This is a genomic window from Marmoricola endophyticus (assembly GCF_014644415.1).
GTDB classification, from domain to species: Bacteria; Actinomycetota; Actinomycetes; order Propionibacteriales; family Nocardioidaceae; genus Marmoricola; species Marmoricola endophyticus.
Window position 1 is genome coordinate 363,955 of sequence record NZ_BMKQ01000001.1, and the last position, 16,209, is coordinate 380,163.

14 protein-coding genes are annotated in these 16,209 nt (G+C 71.5%); 9 read left to right on the plus strand and 5 right to left on the minus strand.

The window, feature by feature from the left end; all coding sequences use genetic code 11:
• Positions 1–33 precede the first annotated feature (33 nt).
• The 4 genes from uvrC to whiA all read left to right on the plus strand — a co-directional run bounded on the left by uvrC (position 34) and on the right by whiA (position 4,946).
• Positions 34–2,010 (plus strand): excinuclease ABC subunit UvrC, encoded by a 1,977-nt coding sequence (uvrC, locus tag IEX42_RS01825; protein ID WP_188777723.1) that lies wholly within the window; start codon positions 34–36, stop codon positions 2,008–2,010.
• Positions 2,010–2,924 (plus strand): RNase adapter RapZ, encoded by a 915-nt coding sequence (rapZ, locus tag IEX42_RS01830; protein WP_188777725.1) that lies wholly within the window; start codon positions 2,010–2,012, stop codon positions 2,922–2,924. The genes uvrC and rapZ overlap by 1 nt, the downstream gene beginning before the upstream one ends.
• A complete protein-coding gene (locus tag IEX42_RS01835) occupies positions 2,921–3,892 on the plus strand; it encodes a gluconeogenesis factor YvcK family protein (RefSeq protein ID WP_229660508.1) in 972 nt (323 codons plus the stop codon). Before rapZ ends, IEX42_RS01835 begins: the two co-directional genes overlap by 4 nt.
• Positions 3,893–3,962: 70 nt before the next feature.
• Positions 3,963–4,946: a DNA-binding protein WhiA gene (gene whiA, locus IEX42_RS01840; RefSeq protein ID WP_188777727.1), complete on the plus strand. Its 984-nt coding sequence runs from the start codon at positions 3,963–3,965 to the stop codon at positions 4,944–4,946.
• A gap of 9 nt (positions 4,947–4,955) precedes the next feature.
• Here whiA and IEX42_RS01845 read toward each other — a convergent pair whose 3' ends face one another.
• Positions 4,956–6,566 carry an alpha/beta fold hydrolase gene (locus tag IEX42_RS01845; protein ID WP_188777729.1) on the minus strand — a complete coding sequence of 537 codons (1,611 nt, stop codon included), beginning with the start codon at positions 6,564–6,566 and terminating at the stop codon, positions 4,956–4,958.
• A gap of 142 nt (positions 6,567–6,708) precedes the next feature.
• Between IEX42_RS01845 and gap the strand changes: the two genes are divergently transcribed.
• Genes gap through IEX42_RS01870 form a run of 5 tightly spaced genes read left to right on the plus strand, consistent with a single transcriptional unit; the run spans position 6,709 to position 10,433 of the window.
• Positions 6,709–7,707 carry a type I glyceraldehyde-3-phosphate dehydrogenase gene (gene gap, locus IEX42_RS01850; RefSeq protein ID WP_188777731.1) on the plus strand — a complete coding sequence of 333 codons (999 nt, stop codon included), beginning with the start codon at positions 6,709–6,711 and terminating at the stop codon, positions 7,705–7,707.
• A gap of 5 nt (positions 7,708–7,712) precedes the next feature.
• Positions 7,713–8,945 (plus strand): phosphoglycerate kinase, encoded by a 1,233-nt coding sequence (locus tag IEX42_RS01855; protein WP_308422189.1) that lies wholly within the window; start codon positions 7,713–7,715, stop codon positions 8,943–8,945.
• Between the two features lie 4 nt (positions 8,946–8,949).
• On the plus strand, positions 8,950–9,759 hold the full coding sequence (tpiA, locus tag IEX42_RS01860) for a triose-phosphate isomerase (RefSeq protein ID WP_229660509.1): 810 nt from the start codon (positions 8,950–8,952) through the stop codon (positions 9,757–9,759).
• Between the two features lie 37 nt (positions 9,760–9,796).
• Positions 9,797–10,030 carry a preprotein translocase subunit SecG gene (gene secG / locus IEX42_RS01865; RefSeq protein ID WP_444543249.1) on the plus strand — a complete coding sequence of 78 codons (234 nt, stop codon included), beginning with the start codon at positions 9,797–9,799 and terminating at the stop codon, positions 10,028–10,030.
• Between the two features lie 46 nt (positions 10,031–10,076).
• The gene (locus IEX42_RS01870) at positions 10,077–10,433 is read left to right on the plus strand and encodes an RNA polymerase-binding protein RbpA (RefSeq protein WP_188780822.1); all 357 of its coding nucleotides are present in this window, start codon (positions 10,077–10,079) and stop codon (positions 10,431–10,433) included.
• Between the two features lie 146 nt (positions 10,434–10,579).
• Here the strand turns inward: IEX42_RS01870 and pgl are convergent, their stop codons facing one another.
• Genes pgl through tkt form a run of 4 tightly spaced genes read right to left on the minus strand, consistent with a single transcriptional unit; the run spans position 10,580 to position 16,173 of the window.
• Positions 10,580–11,314 (minus strand): 6-phosphogluconolactonase, encoded by a 735-nt coding sequence (gene pgl, locus IEX42_RS01875; RefSeq protein ID WP_188777736.1) that lies wholly within the window; start codon positions 11,312–11,314, stop codon positions 10,580–10,582.
• Positions 11,311–12,963, minus strand: a complete 1,653-nt coding sequence (pgi, locus tag IEX42_RS01880; protein ID WP_188777739.1) for a glucose-6-phosphate isomerase — start codon at positions 12,961–12,963, stop codon at positions 11,311–11,313. Before pgi ends, pgl begins: the two co-directional genes overlap by 4 nt.
• Positions 12,960–14,054 carry a transaldolase gene (tal, locus tag IEX42_RS01885; protein WP_188777741.1) on the minus strand — a complete coding sequence of 365 codons (1,095 nt, stop codon included), beginning with the start codon at positions 14,052–14,054 and terminating at the stop codon, positions 12,960–12,962. Before tal ends, pgi begins: the two co-directional genes overlap by 4 nt.
• A gap of 28 nt (positions 14,055–14,082) precedes the next feature.
• Entirely contained in the window at positions 14,083–16,173 is a 2,091-nt protein-coding gene (tkt, locus tag IEX42_RS01890; RefSeq protein WP_188777743.1) for a transketolase, read from the minus strand.
• Between the last annotated feature and the right edge of the window lie 36 nt (positions 16,174–16,209).

The following is a 16,209-nucleotide window of genomic DNA, read 5'->3' on the forward strand; positions in this document are numbered from 1 at the left end:
CGTTGTGTCCGAGGGGCTCCGTAGGGTGGAGGGGTGACCGACCCGAGGAGCTACCGCCCGGCGCAGGGGTCGATCCCGACCCAACCGGGAGTCTACCGCTTCCGGGACCCGAGCGGCGTCGTGGTCTACGTCGGCAAGGCGATCAACCTGCGCTCGCGGGTCTCGTCGTACTTCCAGGACATCGCGCACCTGCACCCGCGCACGGCGACCATGGTCACCACCGCCGCGAGCGTGGAGTGGACGGTGGTCAACACCGAGGTCGAGGCGCTCCAGCTGGAGTACTCCTGGATCAAGGAGTACGACCCCCGCTTCAACGTGAAGTACCGCGACGACAAGTCGTACCCGTGGCTCGCGGTCACGTACGGCGACGACTTCCCGCGCGTGATGGTCGGCCGCGGCAAGAAGCGCCGGGGGACCCGCTACTACGGCCCGTACTCCCACGCGTGGGCGATCCGCGAGACGGTCGACCTGCTGCTGCGTGTCTTTCCGATGCGCTCGTGCAGCAACGGGGTCTTCAAGCGCTCCGCCCAGATCGGTCGCCCCTGCCTGCTCGGCTACATCGACAAGTGCGCGGCGCCGTGCGTCGGACGCGTGAGCGAGGACGAGCACCGGGCGATCGTCGACGACTTCTGCGACTTCATGGCCGGCAACACCAATGCCTTCGTACGCCGCATCGAGAAGGACATGTACGCCGCCTCCGAGGCCCAGGACTACGAGAAGGCGGCGAGGCTGCGCGACGACCTCGGCGCGCTCAACCGTGCCCTGGAGAAGCAGCAGGTGGTGCTCGGTGACGGCACCGACGCCGACGTGCTCGCGCTGTGCGAGGACCCGCTCGAGGTCGCCGTCCAGGTGTTCTACGTGCGCAGCGGGCGGATCAAGGGTCAGCGCGGCTGGGTCGCCGACCGGGTGGAGGAGGGCGACACCGGCGACCTGGTCGGTGACTTCCTGCTCCAGCTGTACGCCGGTGAGACGGGATCCGCGATCCCGCGGGAGATCCTGGTCCCGGCGCTGCCGGAGGACGCCGCGACCTGGGAGGAGCTGCTCACCGAGAGTCGCGGGTCCCGGGTGACGCTGCGCGTCCCGCAGCGCGGCGACAAGAAGGCGCTGCAGGAGACGGTCGCCGCCAACGCGAAGCAGTCGCTCGCGCTGCACAAGACGAAGCGGGCCAGCGACCTCACCACCCGCAACCGGGCGCTGGAGGAGATCCGCGAGGCGCTGGACCTGGAGACGGCCCCGCTCAGGGTCGAGTGCTACGACATCTCCAACCTCCAGGGCACGGAGGTCGTGGCGTCGATGGTGGTTTTCGAGGACGGGCTGGCCCGCAAGAGCGAGTACCGCCGCTTCGTCATCCGCGGCGTCGACGGCCAGAACGACGTCGCCTCGATGCACGAGGTGATCACCCGGCGGTTCCGACGCCTGCTCGACGAGCGGGCCGACGCACCCGAGGTCCACGACGCCGACGAGGACGGGTCGCAGGGTCCGATGCTGGTCGACCCCGACACCGGGCGGCCGCGCAAGTTCGCGTACGCCCCCGGCCTGGTCGTCGTCGACGGCGGGCCTCCGCAGGTCGCGGCCGCCCAGCGGGCGCTGGACGAGCTGGGCATCGACGACGTTCCCGTCTGCGGGCTGGCGAAGCGGCTGGAGGAGGTGTGGGTGCCCTCCCAGGAGGATCCGGTGATCATGCCGCGCACCTCCGAGGGCCTCTACCTCCTGCAGCGGATCCGCGACGAGGCGCACCGGTTCGCGATCACGCACCACCGCGGGCGCCGGTCCAAGACGATGGTCGAGAGCCTGCTCGACGACGTGCCGGGCCTCGGCGAGGTTCGCCGCAAGACGCTCATCCGGCACTTCGGGTCGCTGAAGAAGCTGCGCTCGGCCACGGTGGACGAGATCGCCGAGGTCCCCGGCATCGGCGCCCGCACCGCCACCCTGATCGCCGACGCGGTCGAGCAGCGCGGGAGCGGCCCGGTCTCGGTCAACACCGCCACCGGCGAGATCCAGGAGGACTGATGGACCGGACGCCGCCCCCCGACCCGGCCGGTGAGCAGCCGACCCCGCCCGAGGAGCCGCTGGGCGAGCTGGTGGTGCTGACCGGCATGACCGGCGCCGGACGCAGCACGGCGGCCAAGGAGCTGGAGGACCTCGGCTGGTTCGTGGTCGACAACCTTCCGCCCGAGCTCGTCGACGACGTCGTCGCCCTCGTGGACCACAGCCGCGGCCGGGAGCAGCCCGTCGCGGTCGTGGTCGACACCCGGGCCGGCGCCTTCTTCGAGACCCTCCAGGAGCACCTGGCTCTCGGGATCCCGTCGCGGCGCACGACGCTGGTCTACCTCGAGGCCAGTGACGACCTGCTCGTCAGGCGCCAGGAGGCGGCGCGCCGCCCGCACCCGTTGCAGGGCAGCGGCCGCCTGCTCGACGGGATCCGCCGCGAGCGGGCCGTGATGGCCTCCCTGCGCGGTGACGCGGACCTGGTCGTCGACACGACGAGCCTCAACGTGCACCAGCTGAAGAACCGGGTCTCGCGGGCCCTTGGGGCGCCCGAGCGGCTGCGGCTGCAGGTGACGGTGGTGAGCTTCGGGTTCAAGTACGGCATCCCCGTCGACTCCGACCTCGTCGCCGACATGAGGTTCCTGCCCAACCCGTACTGGGTGCCCGAGCTGCGCGCGCTGACCGGGCGCGACACGGAGGTCGCCGACTACGTCACCGACCGCGCCGAGGCCCAGCGGTTCCTGGAGCGGTACGTGCCGGTCGTCGAGGTGCTCAGCGAGGGCTACCTGCGCGAGGGGAAGCGTTTCATGACCGTCGCCATCGGGTGCACCGGGGGCAAGCACCGCAGTGTGGCGATGACCGAGGAGATCACGGCGCGTCTGCGATCACTCGGCCTCGACGCACGGGCGACGCACCGGGACCTGGGTCGAGAGTGAGTGGCTACGGCGGCTCGCGGGACGTTGCGGCACGGGTCCTCGCCGGGCCGAAGGTGGCCGCGCTCGGCGGCGGTCACGGGCTGGCCGCCTCACTCAGCGCGCTGCGTCAGGTCGCCGGGTCGTTGTCGGCGATCGTCACCGTGGCCGACAACGGCGGTTCGTCCGGCCGGCTGCGCGACGAGTTCGGCTCGCTGCCGCCCGGGGACCTCCGCATGGCCCTGGCCGCGCTGTGCGGCGACGACGACTGGGGTCAGACCTGGGCCCGCCTGCTGCAGCACCGCTTCGACTCCGAGGGCGAGATGCACGGCCACGCGGTCGGCAACCTGCTGATCGTCGCGCTCTGGGAGCTGCTGGGCGACCAGGTCTCGGGTCTGGACTGGGTGGGACGTCTGCTCGGCGCGCAAGGCCGCGTGCTGCCGATGTCGCTGACGCCGCTCGACATCACGGCCGAGGTGTCGGACGGAGCGGGACTGGTCCGGGTCCGTGGCCAGGTCCAGGTCGCGACGGCGCCCGGCACGGTCCGGTCGGTCGCGCTCGAGCCGTCCGACCCCCAGGCGTGCCCCGAGGCGCTCGCGGTCGTGGACGACGCCGACTGGGTCGTCCTCGGTCCCGGCTCGTGGTACTCCAGCGTCATCCCGCACCTCCTGGTGCCCGCGCTGCGGGACGCCGTGGTGACCACCAGCGCTCGGCGACTGGTGAACCTCAACCTCGTCGCGCAGCCGGGGGAGACCGACGGCCTGGACCCGGTCGGCCACCTCGACGCGCTCGTCCGGCACGCTCCCGACCTGCGCATCGACGTGGTGGTGGCCGACCGCGGGTCGGTCGCCGATCCCGGTCGGCTCGAGGCCCGTGCCCACGACCTCGGTGCGGCCCTCGTCCTCGCCGACGTCGCACGGCGAGGCGTACCCGGTCAGCACGATCCGGACAAGCTGGCCCGCGCCTATGCGGAAGTTCTGAGGCCGTCATAAGGTGTGTCGATGTGCTCCTGCGGGCCGTACGGACCCGGGCACGTCGACGGCAGTGGAGGCGAACGGCAACGTGGCGATGACCGCACAGGTGAAGGCGGAGCTGGCAAGCACACCGGTCACCAAGACCTGTTGCCGCAAGGCCGAGGTCTCCGCGATGCTCCGGTTCGCCGGCGGTCTGCACATCGCGAACGGCCGCATCGTGGTCGAGGCCGAGCTGGACACCGGAGCGGCGGCCCGTCGGCTGCGGCGTGACATCGCCGACGTCTTCGGCCACCAGTCGGACGTCGTCCTCGTCCAGGGCAGCGGGATCCGCAAGGGCAGTCGGTACGTCGTCCGGGTCACCCGCGAGGGCGAGTCCCTCGCGCGCCAGACCGGTCTGATCGACCAGCGCGGGCGGCCCGTCCGGGGACTGCCGCCGCAGGTCGTCTCCGGCTCGGGTTGCGACGCCGTCGCCGCCTGGCGAGGCGCCTTCCTCGCCCACGGCTCGCTGACCGAACCCGGGCGCTCGTCCTCCCTGGAGGTCACCTGCCCGGGCCCTGAGGCCGCACTCGCACTGGTCGGCTCGGCCCGGAGACTGAGCATCTCCGCCAAGGCGCGCGACGTCCGCGGCGTCGACCGGGTCGTGATCCGGGACGGCGACGCGATCGGCGAGCTGCTGACCCGGCTGGGTGCCCACGAGACGCTGATGGCCTGGGAGGAGCGTCGGATGCGCCGCGAGGTCAAGGCCTCGGCGCACCGACTGGCGAACTTCGACGACGCCAACCTGCGCCGCTCGGCGCGCGCGGCGGTCGCGGCCGGGGCCCGTGTCGAGCGCGCGCTGGAGATCCTCGGCGACGAGATCCCCGACCACCTGCACCAGGCGGGTCGACTGCGCCTGGACCACAAGCAGGCCTCCCTCGAGGAGCTCGGTCAGCTGCACGAGCCCGCACTCACCAAGGACGCCATCGCCGGGCGCATCCGCCGCCTGCTCGCCATGGCCGACAAGCGGGCCGAGGAGCTCGGCGTCCCGGACACCGAGGCCTCGCTGACGGCGGAGATGCTCGCCGAGGACTGAGCTCCTGCGTCAGCCGCCACAGCTGATCGACGGCTCGCGGTCGACGAGCCAGCTCGTCAGCGCCTGCGTGCCGCACCGGTCCGACCCGAGCACCACGTGCTCCGGTCCGGCTCGGTCCACCAGGACAGCGCGTGCACCCAGCGCCCTCACGAGCCGGCGTACGCCCGCAGCCGGGGACCGGTAGTCCGAGCGGTGGTGCAGCACCAGCACGTTGGGTCGCCCGCTCCACCCGCGGTCGGTCAGCGTCGGCCGGGAGCCGCTCGGCGCGATCGAGGGCCAGAACGCACAGGGCGAGGGCGCAGCGAATGCGCCCCTGGTCAGCGGGGCGGCTGCGGCGTCGTCGGTGAGCCACCGGGCATACGTGGCGACGTCGCGCGGCCAGCGGTCGTCGGCGCACCGGACGGCCAGCCCGGCGTCCACCGCCTGCTCGGTGTCCTGGCCGTTGACCGGACCGCCGTCGTCGCCGTCGACCTTGCCGAGGCGGCGCAGGAGCTCCGCGGACGACGGTGCCCCCGGAGCTCCGGCGAGGAGCTGCAGCGTCGCCGCGAGCGCCGGCACCGCGGCGTCGTCGCCCAGCGCGGGCAGGACGCGGGCCTGCTCGAGCGCCGCACGGTCGACGCGCTCACCGGCGATCCGGCGCGGTCGGCGCGCCAGGTCGTTCGCCACCCGGTCGTACGTCGCGCGCACCTCTACGGCGGTCGACCCGAGGTGCCACCGGCCGTTCTGGGCGGCGAGGCGCGTCGTGATCTGGCGAAACCGTGCCTCCGCCGCCGGGCCCTGCTCCCGGCGCACCTCGTACCACGGACGCGTGGGGTCCGACGGGCTGTCGAGGACCACGCGGCCGGTGTGGTCGGGGTAGGCCGTCGCGTAGCCGACCGCGAGGTCGGCGCCGTACGACGTGCCGACGATCGACAGCCGCTCTCGCCCCAGTGCCCGACGGATCATCTCCAGGTCGCGGATCACGTCCGCCGTGCCGACGTGGGCCAACCGCTGGCCCGCGCCGCGCTCGCACCGGGCGGCGACCGTTCGCGCTGCTGCGAGGTCCTCCGCGAACGACCTCGGGAGCACTGCGCCGGTCTGCGAGCGGGTCAAGTCGGGCGTGAGGTCGCAGCGCACCGGGGCGGAGCGGTTGACGCCGCGCGGGTCGAACCCGACGAGGTCGTAGTGCCGGCGCAGCCGGCCGCCCGTGGCACCGTCGACGCCGAGAGAGTTGAACAGGCCGGTGGCGCCCGGGCCGCCGGGGTTCGAGACCAGGATCGGCCGGTCCGTACCGGAGGACAGCCGCGACACGACGACGCCGATCGTCGGTCCGTCCGGGTCGCGGTAGTCGAGAGGGAGCTGCAGTCGCGCACACCGCAGACCGTGCCGGCCCGGATCGACTCCACCTCTCAGCTGGGGACAGCGTGTCCATCGAGCGCGCGGGGCCGGCAGCGTGTCGGTCAGTCGACCGGAGACCGGTCCGTCCATGCCGTCGAACCCGCCCGTGGGCACGTCGTCCTGGCCGCTTCGCAGGAGCACGACGACCGTGGTGACGACCAGGGCGAGCACGAGGAGCGCGGCCAGGACACCGACCCGGGCTGCGCCGGGCCGGGCGAGGGTCGCTGGCCGTCCCCGGTCCATCGGGCCATGGTGACAGTGACGGTCGTCTCACATCTTGGAACGATCCAACCGGATGTGGTCGCTACTCGCCCGTACGTTCCGGCCGCCGACCCGGTGACGCTAGGGTCGTCGTACCGAGTCCACTAGCCAGGAGAGATCCCCTGTGACTGTTCGCGTAGGCATCAACGGCTTCGGCCGCATCGGCCGCAACTTTTTCCGCGCCGTGCGTGCATCCGGCCTCGACATCGAGATCGTCGCCGTCAACGACCTGACCGACAACAAGGCGCTGGCGCCGCTGCTGAAGTTCGACTCGATCCTCGGCCGCCTCGACGCCGACGTGACGGCCAGCGACGACGAGATCCGCGTCGGTGACCAGGTCGTGAAGACCTTCGCCGAGCGCGACCCGGCCAACCTCGCCTGGGGCGACCTCGGCGTCGACGTGGTGGTCGAGTCCACCGGCTTCTTCACCGACGCGACCAAGGCCCGCGCGCACGTCGACTCGGGCGGTGCGAAGAAGGTCATCATCTCGGCCCCGGCGACCAACGACGACGTGACGATCGTGATGGGCGTCAACCACGAGTCGTACGACCCCGCTGCCCACACCGTCATCTCCAACGCCTCGTGCACCACCAACTGCCTGGCCCCGATGGCCAAGGCGCTCAACGACGAGTTCGGCATCGTCAAGGGCCTGATGACCACGGTGCACGCCTACACCGCGGACCAGAACCTCCAGGACAACATCCACAAGGACCTGCGCCGCGCCCGCGCCGCCGCGCTCAATGTCGTTCCCACCTCGACCGGCGCCGCCAAGGCGATCGGCCTGGTGCTGCCGGAGCTCAAGGGCAAGCTCGACGGCTACGCCCTGCGCGTGCCGGTCCCGACCGGATCGGCCACGGACCTCACCTTCGAGGCGGGCCGCGAGACCACCGTCGAGGAGGTCAACGCCGCGGTCGAGAAGGCGGCGGACGGCAAGTTCCTGCGCTACTCCACCGACCCGCTGGTCTCCACCGACATCGTCACCGACCCGGCGTCGTGCATCTTCGACGCGCCGCTGACCAAGGTGATCGGCAACCAGGTCAAGGTCGTCGGCTGGTACGACAACGAGTGGGGCTACTCCAACCGCCTCGCCGACCTGATCAGCTACATCGGCGCGGACCTCTGAGCGACGTGGCGCAGGAGACGGCGCCTCAGGGCAACGGGATCGAGTCGCTCGGCGACCTCACTGGACGGCGGGTGCTGGTCCGCTCGGACCTGAACGTCCCGCTCGACGGGTCGCGGATCACCGATGACGGGCGCGTGCGTGCGAGTGTGCCCACGATCCAGGGACTGCGCGACGCGGGGGCTCGGGTCGTCGTCCTGGCCCACCTGGGCCGCCCGAAGGGCGAGCCGGACCCCGCGTACACCCTGGCCCCGGTGGCCGAGCGGCTCGGCGAGCTGCTCGGCACCGAGGTCGCCTTCGCGACCGACACGGTGGGGGAGAGCGCCCGCGCGGTCGTCGCCGGGCTCGGCGACGGCGACGTGGCCGTGCTGGAGAACGTCCGCTTCAACGCCGGCGAGACCAGCAAGGACGACGCCGAGCGAGGCGCGTTCGCCGACGAGCTGGCCTCCCTGGTCGGTGACGACGGCGCGTTCGTCAGCGACGGGTTCGGGGTGGTGCACCGCAAGCAGGCCTCGGTGTACGACGTCGCCCAGCGCCTGCCGCACGCGATGGGCGGCCTGGTGGCGGCCGAGGTCGAGGTGCTCCGCCGCCTGACCGAGGACCCGGACCGGCCGTACGTCGTCGTCCTCGGCGGTTCGAAGGTCTCCGACAAGCTGGCGGTGATCGACAACCTGCTCGGCAAGGCCGACAAGCTGCTGATCGGCGGCGGCATGCTGTTCACCTTCCTGGTCGCCCAGGGCCACTCGGTCGGCCAGAGCCTGCTCGAGGAGGACCAGGTGGAGACCTGCCGCGACTACCTGCGGCGGGCCGAGGAGACCGGGGTCGAGATCGTGCTGCCCAGCGACGTCGTCGTCGCCTCGTCCTTCCCGTCCGGTGGCGCAGCCGTCGAGGCGAGCGTCGTACCCGCCGACGCGATCCCGGACGACAAGCTCGGCCTGGACATCGGCCCCGACGCGGGCCGCGCCTTCGCCGCGGCGCTGAAGGGTGCGCGCACCGTGTTCTGGAACGGCCCGATGGGCGTCTTCGAGGTGCCCGAGTTCGCCGAGGGCACCCGCGCGGTGGCCCAGGCCCTGACCGAGTGCGAGGGCCTGTCCGTCGTCGGCGGGGGGGACTCCGCCGCGGCCGTGCGCCAGCTCGGCTTCGAGGAGTCGGCCTTCGGCCACATCTCGACCGGCGGTGGCGCAAGCCTGGAGTACCTCGAGGGCAAGGCCCTCCCCGGCATCGACGTCCTGGAGGACTGAGCACATGGCAGCACGTACCACCGCCGGCCGGGTCCCGCTGATGGCGGGCAACTGGAAGATGAACCTCAACCACCAGGAGGCCGTGGTCCTGGTGCAGAAGCTCGCCTGGACGCTGAGCGACAAGAAGCACGACTACGGGCAGGTCGAGGTGGTCGTCGCGCCGCCGTACGTCGACCTGCGCAGCGTGCAGACGCTCATCGACGGCGACCGGCTGCGGATCGGCTACAGCGCGCAGGACGTCTCGGCGCACGAGTCCGGTGCGTACACCGGTGAGGTGTCCGCGGCGATGCTGGCCAAGCTCGGGTGCGACTACGTGATCGTCGGGCACTCCGAGCGCCGCGAGCTGCACGGCGAGGACGACGGGCTGGTCAACACCAAGGCGCTGCGCACGCTGGCCGCCGGGATGACGCCGATCGTCTGCGTGGGCGAGGGCCTCGAGGTCCGCAAGGAGGGCCGCCAGGTCGAGCACACCCTCGACCAGGTCGACGGGTCGCTCGCGGGGCTCGACCCGGCACAGGTCGCGTCGCTGGTGATCGCGTACGAGCCCGTCTGGGCGATCGGGACCGGCGAGGTCGCCACGCCCGACGACGCGCAGGAGGTCTGCGCGGCCATCCGCGGTCGGATCCGGGAGACGGTGGGGGTCGAGGCGGCCGAGTCGATCCGGCTCCTGTACGGCGGGTCGGTGAAGTCCGGCAACGTCGTCGGCATCATGGACGAGCCCGACGTCGACGGTGCTCTGGTCGGCGGCGCCTCCCTGGACCCGGCGGAGTTCGCGGCGATCTGCCGGTACTACGCACTCCCCGCGGTGTCGTGAGGACGGCGCTCACCGGTGACGTAGGGTTGACGCCGTGGTGATCGTCTTCGAGGTCCTGCTTGTGCTGACCAGCCTGCTGCTGATCCTCCTGGTGCTGCTGCACAAGGGGCGTGGCGGTGGCCTGTCCGACATGTTCGGCGGCGGCATGTCCAGCGGCCTCGGCGGCTCCTCAGTGGCCGAGCGCAACCTCGACCGGATCACCATCGGCGCGGGCGTGCTGTGGTTCGTCTGCGTCGTGGGCCTCGGGCTGCTCCTCCGGGCCGGCAGCTAGCCGACTCGGTACTCACGGACAGGACACGAACGACGTGGTTGCAGGGGTGGGGGGCGGCAACGCCATCAGGGGAAGCCGGGTCGGAGCCGGTCCGATGGGCGAGGCCGAGCGCGGCCAGACGGCCCCGCGGCAGGACGTGACGTACTACTGCTCCAACGAGCACCGCACGCTGATCGCGTTCTCTGTCGAGGCGCAGGCGCCGGACGCGTGGGACTGCCCACGGTGCGGTCTGCCCGCCAGCCTCGACAGCGAGAACCCTCCGCCGGCGCCGAGGATCGAGCCGTACAAGACCCACCTCGCGTACGTGAAGGAGCGCCGCTCCGACGCCGAGGCCGAGTCGATCCTCGACGAGGCGGTCAAGCTCCTCCGGGCGCGACGCAAGTCCGGCGACATCATCTTCTAGCCGACGAGACCCGTCGCCGACACCGCCGGTGGTCGCCGGACCAGCTCCCGGCACGGTGAGGCAACGTGCCTCGGCTGCCCGGTCAGCCCTGTGGAACGTGCCTCAGGTGCCCGGTCGGCGCTGTAGAGCGTGCGTGAACTGCCCGGTCAGGTGTCCAGAGCGGACGCCGCGGCGTCGTCGAGGAACCAGACGGTCTCCTCACGTCCGGCCGCGCCACGCGCGGGGATGTCGAGCACGGGGCCCTCGTCGAGTGCCTGCGCCACGGCGTCGGCCTTGCCCTCGCCGCTGACCAGGAACCAGGTCGCGCGGGTGTGGTTGAGCGCGTCGAGGGTGAGGCTGATCCGCTCGGGCGGCGGCTTGGGGGAGTCGGTGACCCCTACGGCGACGTGGTCGTGGTCCTCGACCTGCGCGAAGCCGGGGAACAGCGACGCCACGTGCCCGTCCGGGCCGAGGCCGAGCATCACGACGTCGAACTCGTGAGCGTCGCTGCCCCGCACCTCGTCGCCGTACGCCGCAGCGGCCTCGTCGACGCTGGCTGCGCTCTCGGTCGACGGGGCCTCGTGGACCCGAGCGGGGTCGACGTCGACGTGGTCGAGGAACGCCCGCCGGGCCTGCACGGCGTTCCGGTCCTCGGAGCCGCGGGCGACGAAGCGCTCGTCGCCCCACCAGAAGTCCACGGACCGCCAGTCGACCTGCGAGCTCGGGGCGAGGCGCGCGAGCGTCGCGTGGATCGTGTCGGCGATGGTGCCCCCGGTGAGGACGACCTGGGGGACACGACCGTCGGCCTGGACCTCACGGATCACCACGAGCAGCCGCTCGGCAACGTCCTCGGCGAGCGCCTCGGGCCCGGCGTGACGTCGGATCTCCGCCTCGGCGCTCACGAGCGGTGCTCCCGGTACCAGCCGATCAACGCCCGCGAGGACGCGTCCTGGTCGGCCAGCGCCTCGGCGTCCCCCTCGATCGCGGGGCCGACCTCGAGGGCGAGCTTCTTGCCCAGCTCGACCCCCCACTGGTCGAAGGAGTCGATGCCCCACACCGCTCCCTGCACGAAGGTGATGTGCTCGTACAACGCCACGAGCTGGCCGAGTACCGACGGCGTCAGTGCCGGAGCCATGATCGAGGCGGTGGGTCGGTTGCCCGTGAAGACCCGGGCCGGGACGACCGCCTCGTCAGTCCCCTCCGCACGCACCTCGTCGGCGGTCTTGCCGAACGCCAGCGCACGGGTCTGCGCGAAGAAGTTCGCCAGGAAGAGCTCGTGCACGTCCTGGTCGCCGTCGGACAACGGGTACGCCGGCTCCGCGAAGGCCACGAAGTCGGCCGGGATCAGCCGCGTCCCCTGGTGGATCAGCTGGTAGAACGCGTGCTGCCCGTTGGTCCCCGGCTCGCCCCAGAACACCTCGCCGGTGTCGGTCGTGGCCGGGCTGCCGTCCCAGCGCACGCCCTTGCCGTTCGACTCCATGGTCAGCTGCTGGAGGTACGCCGGGAACCGGTGCAGCAGCTGCGAGTACGGCAGGACAGCGTGCGACTGGGCACCGAGGAGCGTGGAGTACCAGACGTCGAGCAGCCCCATCAGCACCGGCACGTTCTGCTCCGGCGGGGCGGTGCGGAAGTGCTCGTCCATCGCGTGGAACCCGGCCAGCATCTCCGCGAACCGGCCGGGCCCGATCGCGATGACCAGCGAGGTGCCGATCGCGGAGTCCACGGAGTAGCGGCCACCGACCCAGTCCCAGAAGCCGAACGCGTTGTCGGGGTCGATCCCGAAGTCGGCGACCTTGTCCAGCGCCGTGGAGACCGCGACGAAGTGCCGGCGTACGGACTCGTCCGGGTCGGAGTCGGGCAGCGCGTCGAGCAGCCACGCCTTGCACAACCGAGCGTTGGTCAGCGTCTCGAGGGTCCCGAAGGTCTTCGAGGAGACGATGAACAGCGTGGTCTCCGGGTCGAGGCCCTCGAGCGTCTGCGCGGCGTCGGTCGGGTCGATGTTGGACAGGAAGCGGCACTCGAGCCCCTCCTGGCGGTACGGCGCGAGCGCCTCGTACGCCATCACCGGGCCGAGGTCGGACCCACCGATGCCGATGTTGACGACCGACTCGATCCGCCTGCCGGTGACCCCGGTCCACTCACCCGAGCGGACCTGGTCGGCGAAGGCGTAGACCCGGTCCAGCACCTCGTGCACGTCGTGGACGACGTCTTGCCCGTCGACCTGCAGCGACGCGTCGCGGGGGAGCCGCAGCGCGGTGTGCAGCACCGCGCGGTCCTCGGTGACGTTGATGTGCTCGCCGGCGAGCATCGCGTCGCGCCGCTGCGCCACGCCGGTCTGCTCGAAGAGCTCGAGCAGACCGGAGGTGACGTCCTCGTCCAGGAACGACTTCGACAGGTCGACGTGCAGGTCGGCCGCGTCGAACGTCAGCCGCTCGACCCGGTCGGGCTGGTCGGCGAACCAGGCCCGCAGGTCGGGGGAGAAGTCGGCGGCCAGGTCGGCCAGCCGGTCCCAGGCGGGAGTCGTGGTCGGGTCGACGGGGCCGTCGGTCACTCGCCCGCCGCCTCCATCTGGCCCTTCACGGTGTCCAGCAGCTCCGACCAGGACTTCTCGAACTTCTCCACGCCCTCGCGCTCGAGCACCGCGATGACGTCGTCGTAGTCGACGCCCGCGTCCTTCAGCGCGGCCATCACGCCGTCGGCGTCGTCGTAGTGGTTCGTCACCTGGTCGCCCTGGACGTCGGAGTGGTCGCGCACCGCGTCGAGGGTCTTCTCCGGCATCGTGTTGACGGTGTTCGGCGCGACGAGGTCGTCGACGTACATCGTGTCGCGGTAGTCGGGGTTCTTGACCCCGGTCGAGGCCCAGAGCGGCCGCTGCTTGTTGGCCCCGGCGGCGGCCAGCGCCTCCCAGCGCTCACCGCTGAAGAACGTCTCGTAGTCGCGGTACGCGAGCCGGGCGTTGGCGACCCCGGCCTTCCCCGCGAGGTCGGATCCCTCGCCGAGGCGAGCGTCGATCTCGGTGTCGACACGGGAGACGAAGAAGGACGCGACCGAGTGGATCGTCGACAGGTCGTGGCCGTTGGCCTTCGCCTGCTCGAGGCCGGCGACGTACGCCTCCATCACCTTCGCGTAGCGACCCAGGCCGAAGATCAGGGTCACGTTGACGCTGATCCCCTCGGCGAGGGCCGCCGTGATCGCGGGCGTGCTCTCGTCGGTCGCCGGGATCTTGATGAACAGGTTCTCCCGGTCCACCTCGGCCCACAGGGCCTTGGCGGACTCGATCGTCTCGGCCTCCTTGTGCGCGAGGTACGGGTCCACCTCGATCGAGACCCGCCCGTCCACGCCGCCGGTGGCGTCGAAGACCGGCTTCATCACGTCGCAGGCGTTGCGCACGTCGGTGGTCGTCAGGCCGAACACGACCCCGTCCACGTCCTTGCCCGCGCCGACGAGCTCGGCGACCTGCGCGTCGTACCGCTCGCCCTCGGACAGTGCCGCGGCGAAGATCGACGGGTTGGTGGTCACGCCCTGGACGTGGGAGTCCTTGGCGAGCCCGGCGAGGTTGCCGGACTCGATGCGCTCGCGGGAGAGGTCGTCGAGCCAGACGGCCACGCCTGCATCGGTCAGCTGCTGAAGATTGTCTGCCATAGCTCCTCCTGGAATGTGGGTGCGCGTCTCAGGCCGAGACGCGGATGCTGTCGACGGCCGCGTCGGCGACGGCCTGCGCGGTGACGCCGAACTCGGTGTAGATGCGCTCGTAGTCGGCGGACGCGCCGTAGTGCTCGATCGACACGATGCGGCCGTGGTCGCCGACCACCTCGCGCCAGCCCTGCGCGATGCCGGCCTCGACGCTGACGCGCGCTGTCACCGTGGGCGGGACGACCGTCTCGCGGTACGCCGCGTCCTGCGCGTCGAACCACTCGCGGCACGGCATCGAGACCACGCGAGCGGCGATGCCCTGCTCGGCGAGGATCGCTCGCGCCTCCACGGCCAGCTGCACCTCGGAGCCGGTCCCGATCAGCACGACGTCCGGCTGGCCCTCGGTGTCGAGCAAGGTGTAGCCACCCCGCCGCACGTTCGTGGTGTCGGCGTAGCCGTCGCTACCCCGCGGGAAGACCGGCAGGTTCTGCCGGCTCAGCACCAGGCCGGCCGGGCGGTCGGTGTGCTCAAGAACTGCCTGCCAGCAGGCGACGGTCTCGTTGGCATCCGCCGGGCGGACCACGTCCAGGCCCGGGATCGCCCGCAGCGCGGCGAGGTGCTCGATCGGCTGGTGGGTGGGCCCGTCCTCGCCGAGACCGATCGAGTCGTGGGTCCACACGTACGTGACCGGGAGCCCCATGAGCGCCGCGAGGCGGACCGAGGGACGCATGTAGTCGGAGAAGGTGAGGAACGTCGCGCCGAACACGCGGGTCCCGCCGTGCACAGCGATGCCGTTGAGGATCGAACCCATCCCGTGCTCGCGAATGCCGAAGTGGAGCACGCGCCCGGCGTACGGGTCGCCCTTCCACATCCCGGTGGAGCGCCCCTTGGGGATGAAGGACGGTGCGCCCTCGATGGTCGTGTTGTTCGACCCGGCCAGGTCGGCCGATCCGCCCCACAGCTCCGGGACCGTCGCCGCGATCGCGTTGATCGCGGCTCCGGAGGCCTTGCGGGTCGCGACGCCCTTGGGGTCGGCGGGGTACGACGGCAGCTCGGCGTCCCAGCCATCGGGGAGCGTGCGGGTCTGCATGCGCTCGAACAGTGCGACGTCCGCCGACGGCTTCGTGGTCCAGTGCCGATAGGCCGCGTCCCACTCCTGGTGCGCCTGCTGACCGCGCTCCAGAGCCTTGCGGGTGTGCTCGAGGACACCTGGGGGCACCTCGAAGGTCTGCTCGGGGTCGAAGCCGAGAACCCGCTTGGTGGCGGCGACCTCCTCCGCTCCCAGTGCAGAGCCGTGGGCGGCTCCGGTGTTCTGCGCCTCGGGCGCGGGCCAGGCGATGATGGTGCGCAGCACGATCAGGCTGGGCTGGTCGGTGACGCCCTCGGCACGCTTGATCGCGTCATAGAGCCCGTCGACGTCCTCGGTGTACTGCCCGCCGCCGTTGGTCCAGTCGACGACCTGCACGTGCCAGCCGTACGCCTCGTAGCGCGCGGCGACGTCCTCGCTCAGCGCGACATCGGTGTCGTCCTCGATCGAGATCTGGTTCTCGTCGTAGATCAGAGTCAGGTTGCCCAGCTGCTGGGTGCCCGCCAGCGAGGAGGCCTCCGAGCTCACGCCCTCCTCGATGTCACCGTCGCTGGCGATCGCGTAGACGTGGTGGTCGAAGGGGGACTCGCCCTCGGCGGCGTTCGGGTCGAGCATCCCGCGCTCGCGGCGTGCGGCCATGGCCATGCCGACGGCGTTGCCGATGCCCTGACCGAGCGGCCCGGTGGTCGTCTCCACGCCAGCGGTGTGGCCGTACTCCGGGTGGCCGGGGGTCTTGCTGCCCCACGTGCGCAGCGTCTTGAGGTCCTCCATCTCCAGGCCCCAGCCACCGAGGTAGAGCTGGATGTAGAGGGTGAGGCTCGAGTGACCGCAGGAGAGCACGAACCTGTCGCGGCCGGGCCAGTACGGGTCGGCGGGGTCGTGACGCATCACCTTCTGGAACAGCAGGTACGCCGCGGGTGCCAGGCTCATCGCGGTGCCGGGGTGGCCGTTGCCGACCTTCTGCACCGCGTCCATCGCCAGCACGCGGATCGTGTCCACGGCCTTGTCGTCCTGATCGTTCCAATCCAAGCCGGCACTCACGTCTGTGCTTCCCTCCGGGTCGTCTTCTCGTGGTCT

Bases quoted from the DNA above. Each gene is read 5' to 3' on its own strand.
- rapZ (WP_188777725.1), top strand. From the start codon at position 2,010: ATGGACCGGACGCCGCCCCCCGACCCGGCCGGTGAGCAGCCGACCCCG.
- IEX42_RS01845 (WP_188777729.1), bottom strand. From the start codon at position 6,566: ATGGACCGGGGACGGCCAGCGACCCTCGCCCGGCCCGGCGCAGCCCGG.
- tpiA (WP_229660509.1), top strand. From the start codon at position 8,950: ATGGCAGCACGTACCACCGCCGGCCGGGTCCCGCTGATGGCGGGCAAC.
- tal (WP_188777741.1), bottom strand. From the start codon at position 14,054: ATGGCAGACAATCTTCAGCAGCTGACCGATGCAGGCGTGGCCGTCTGG.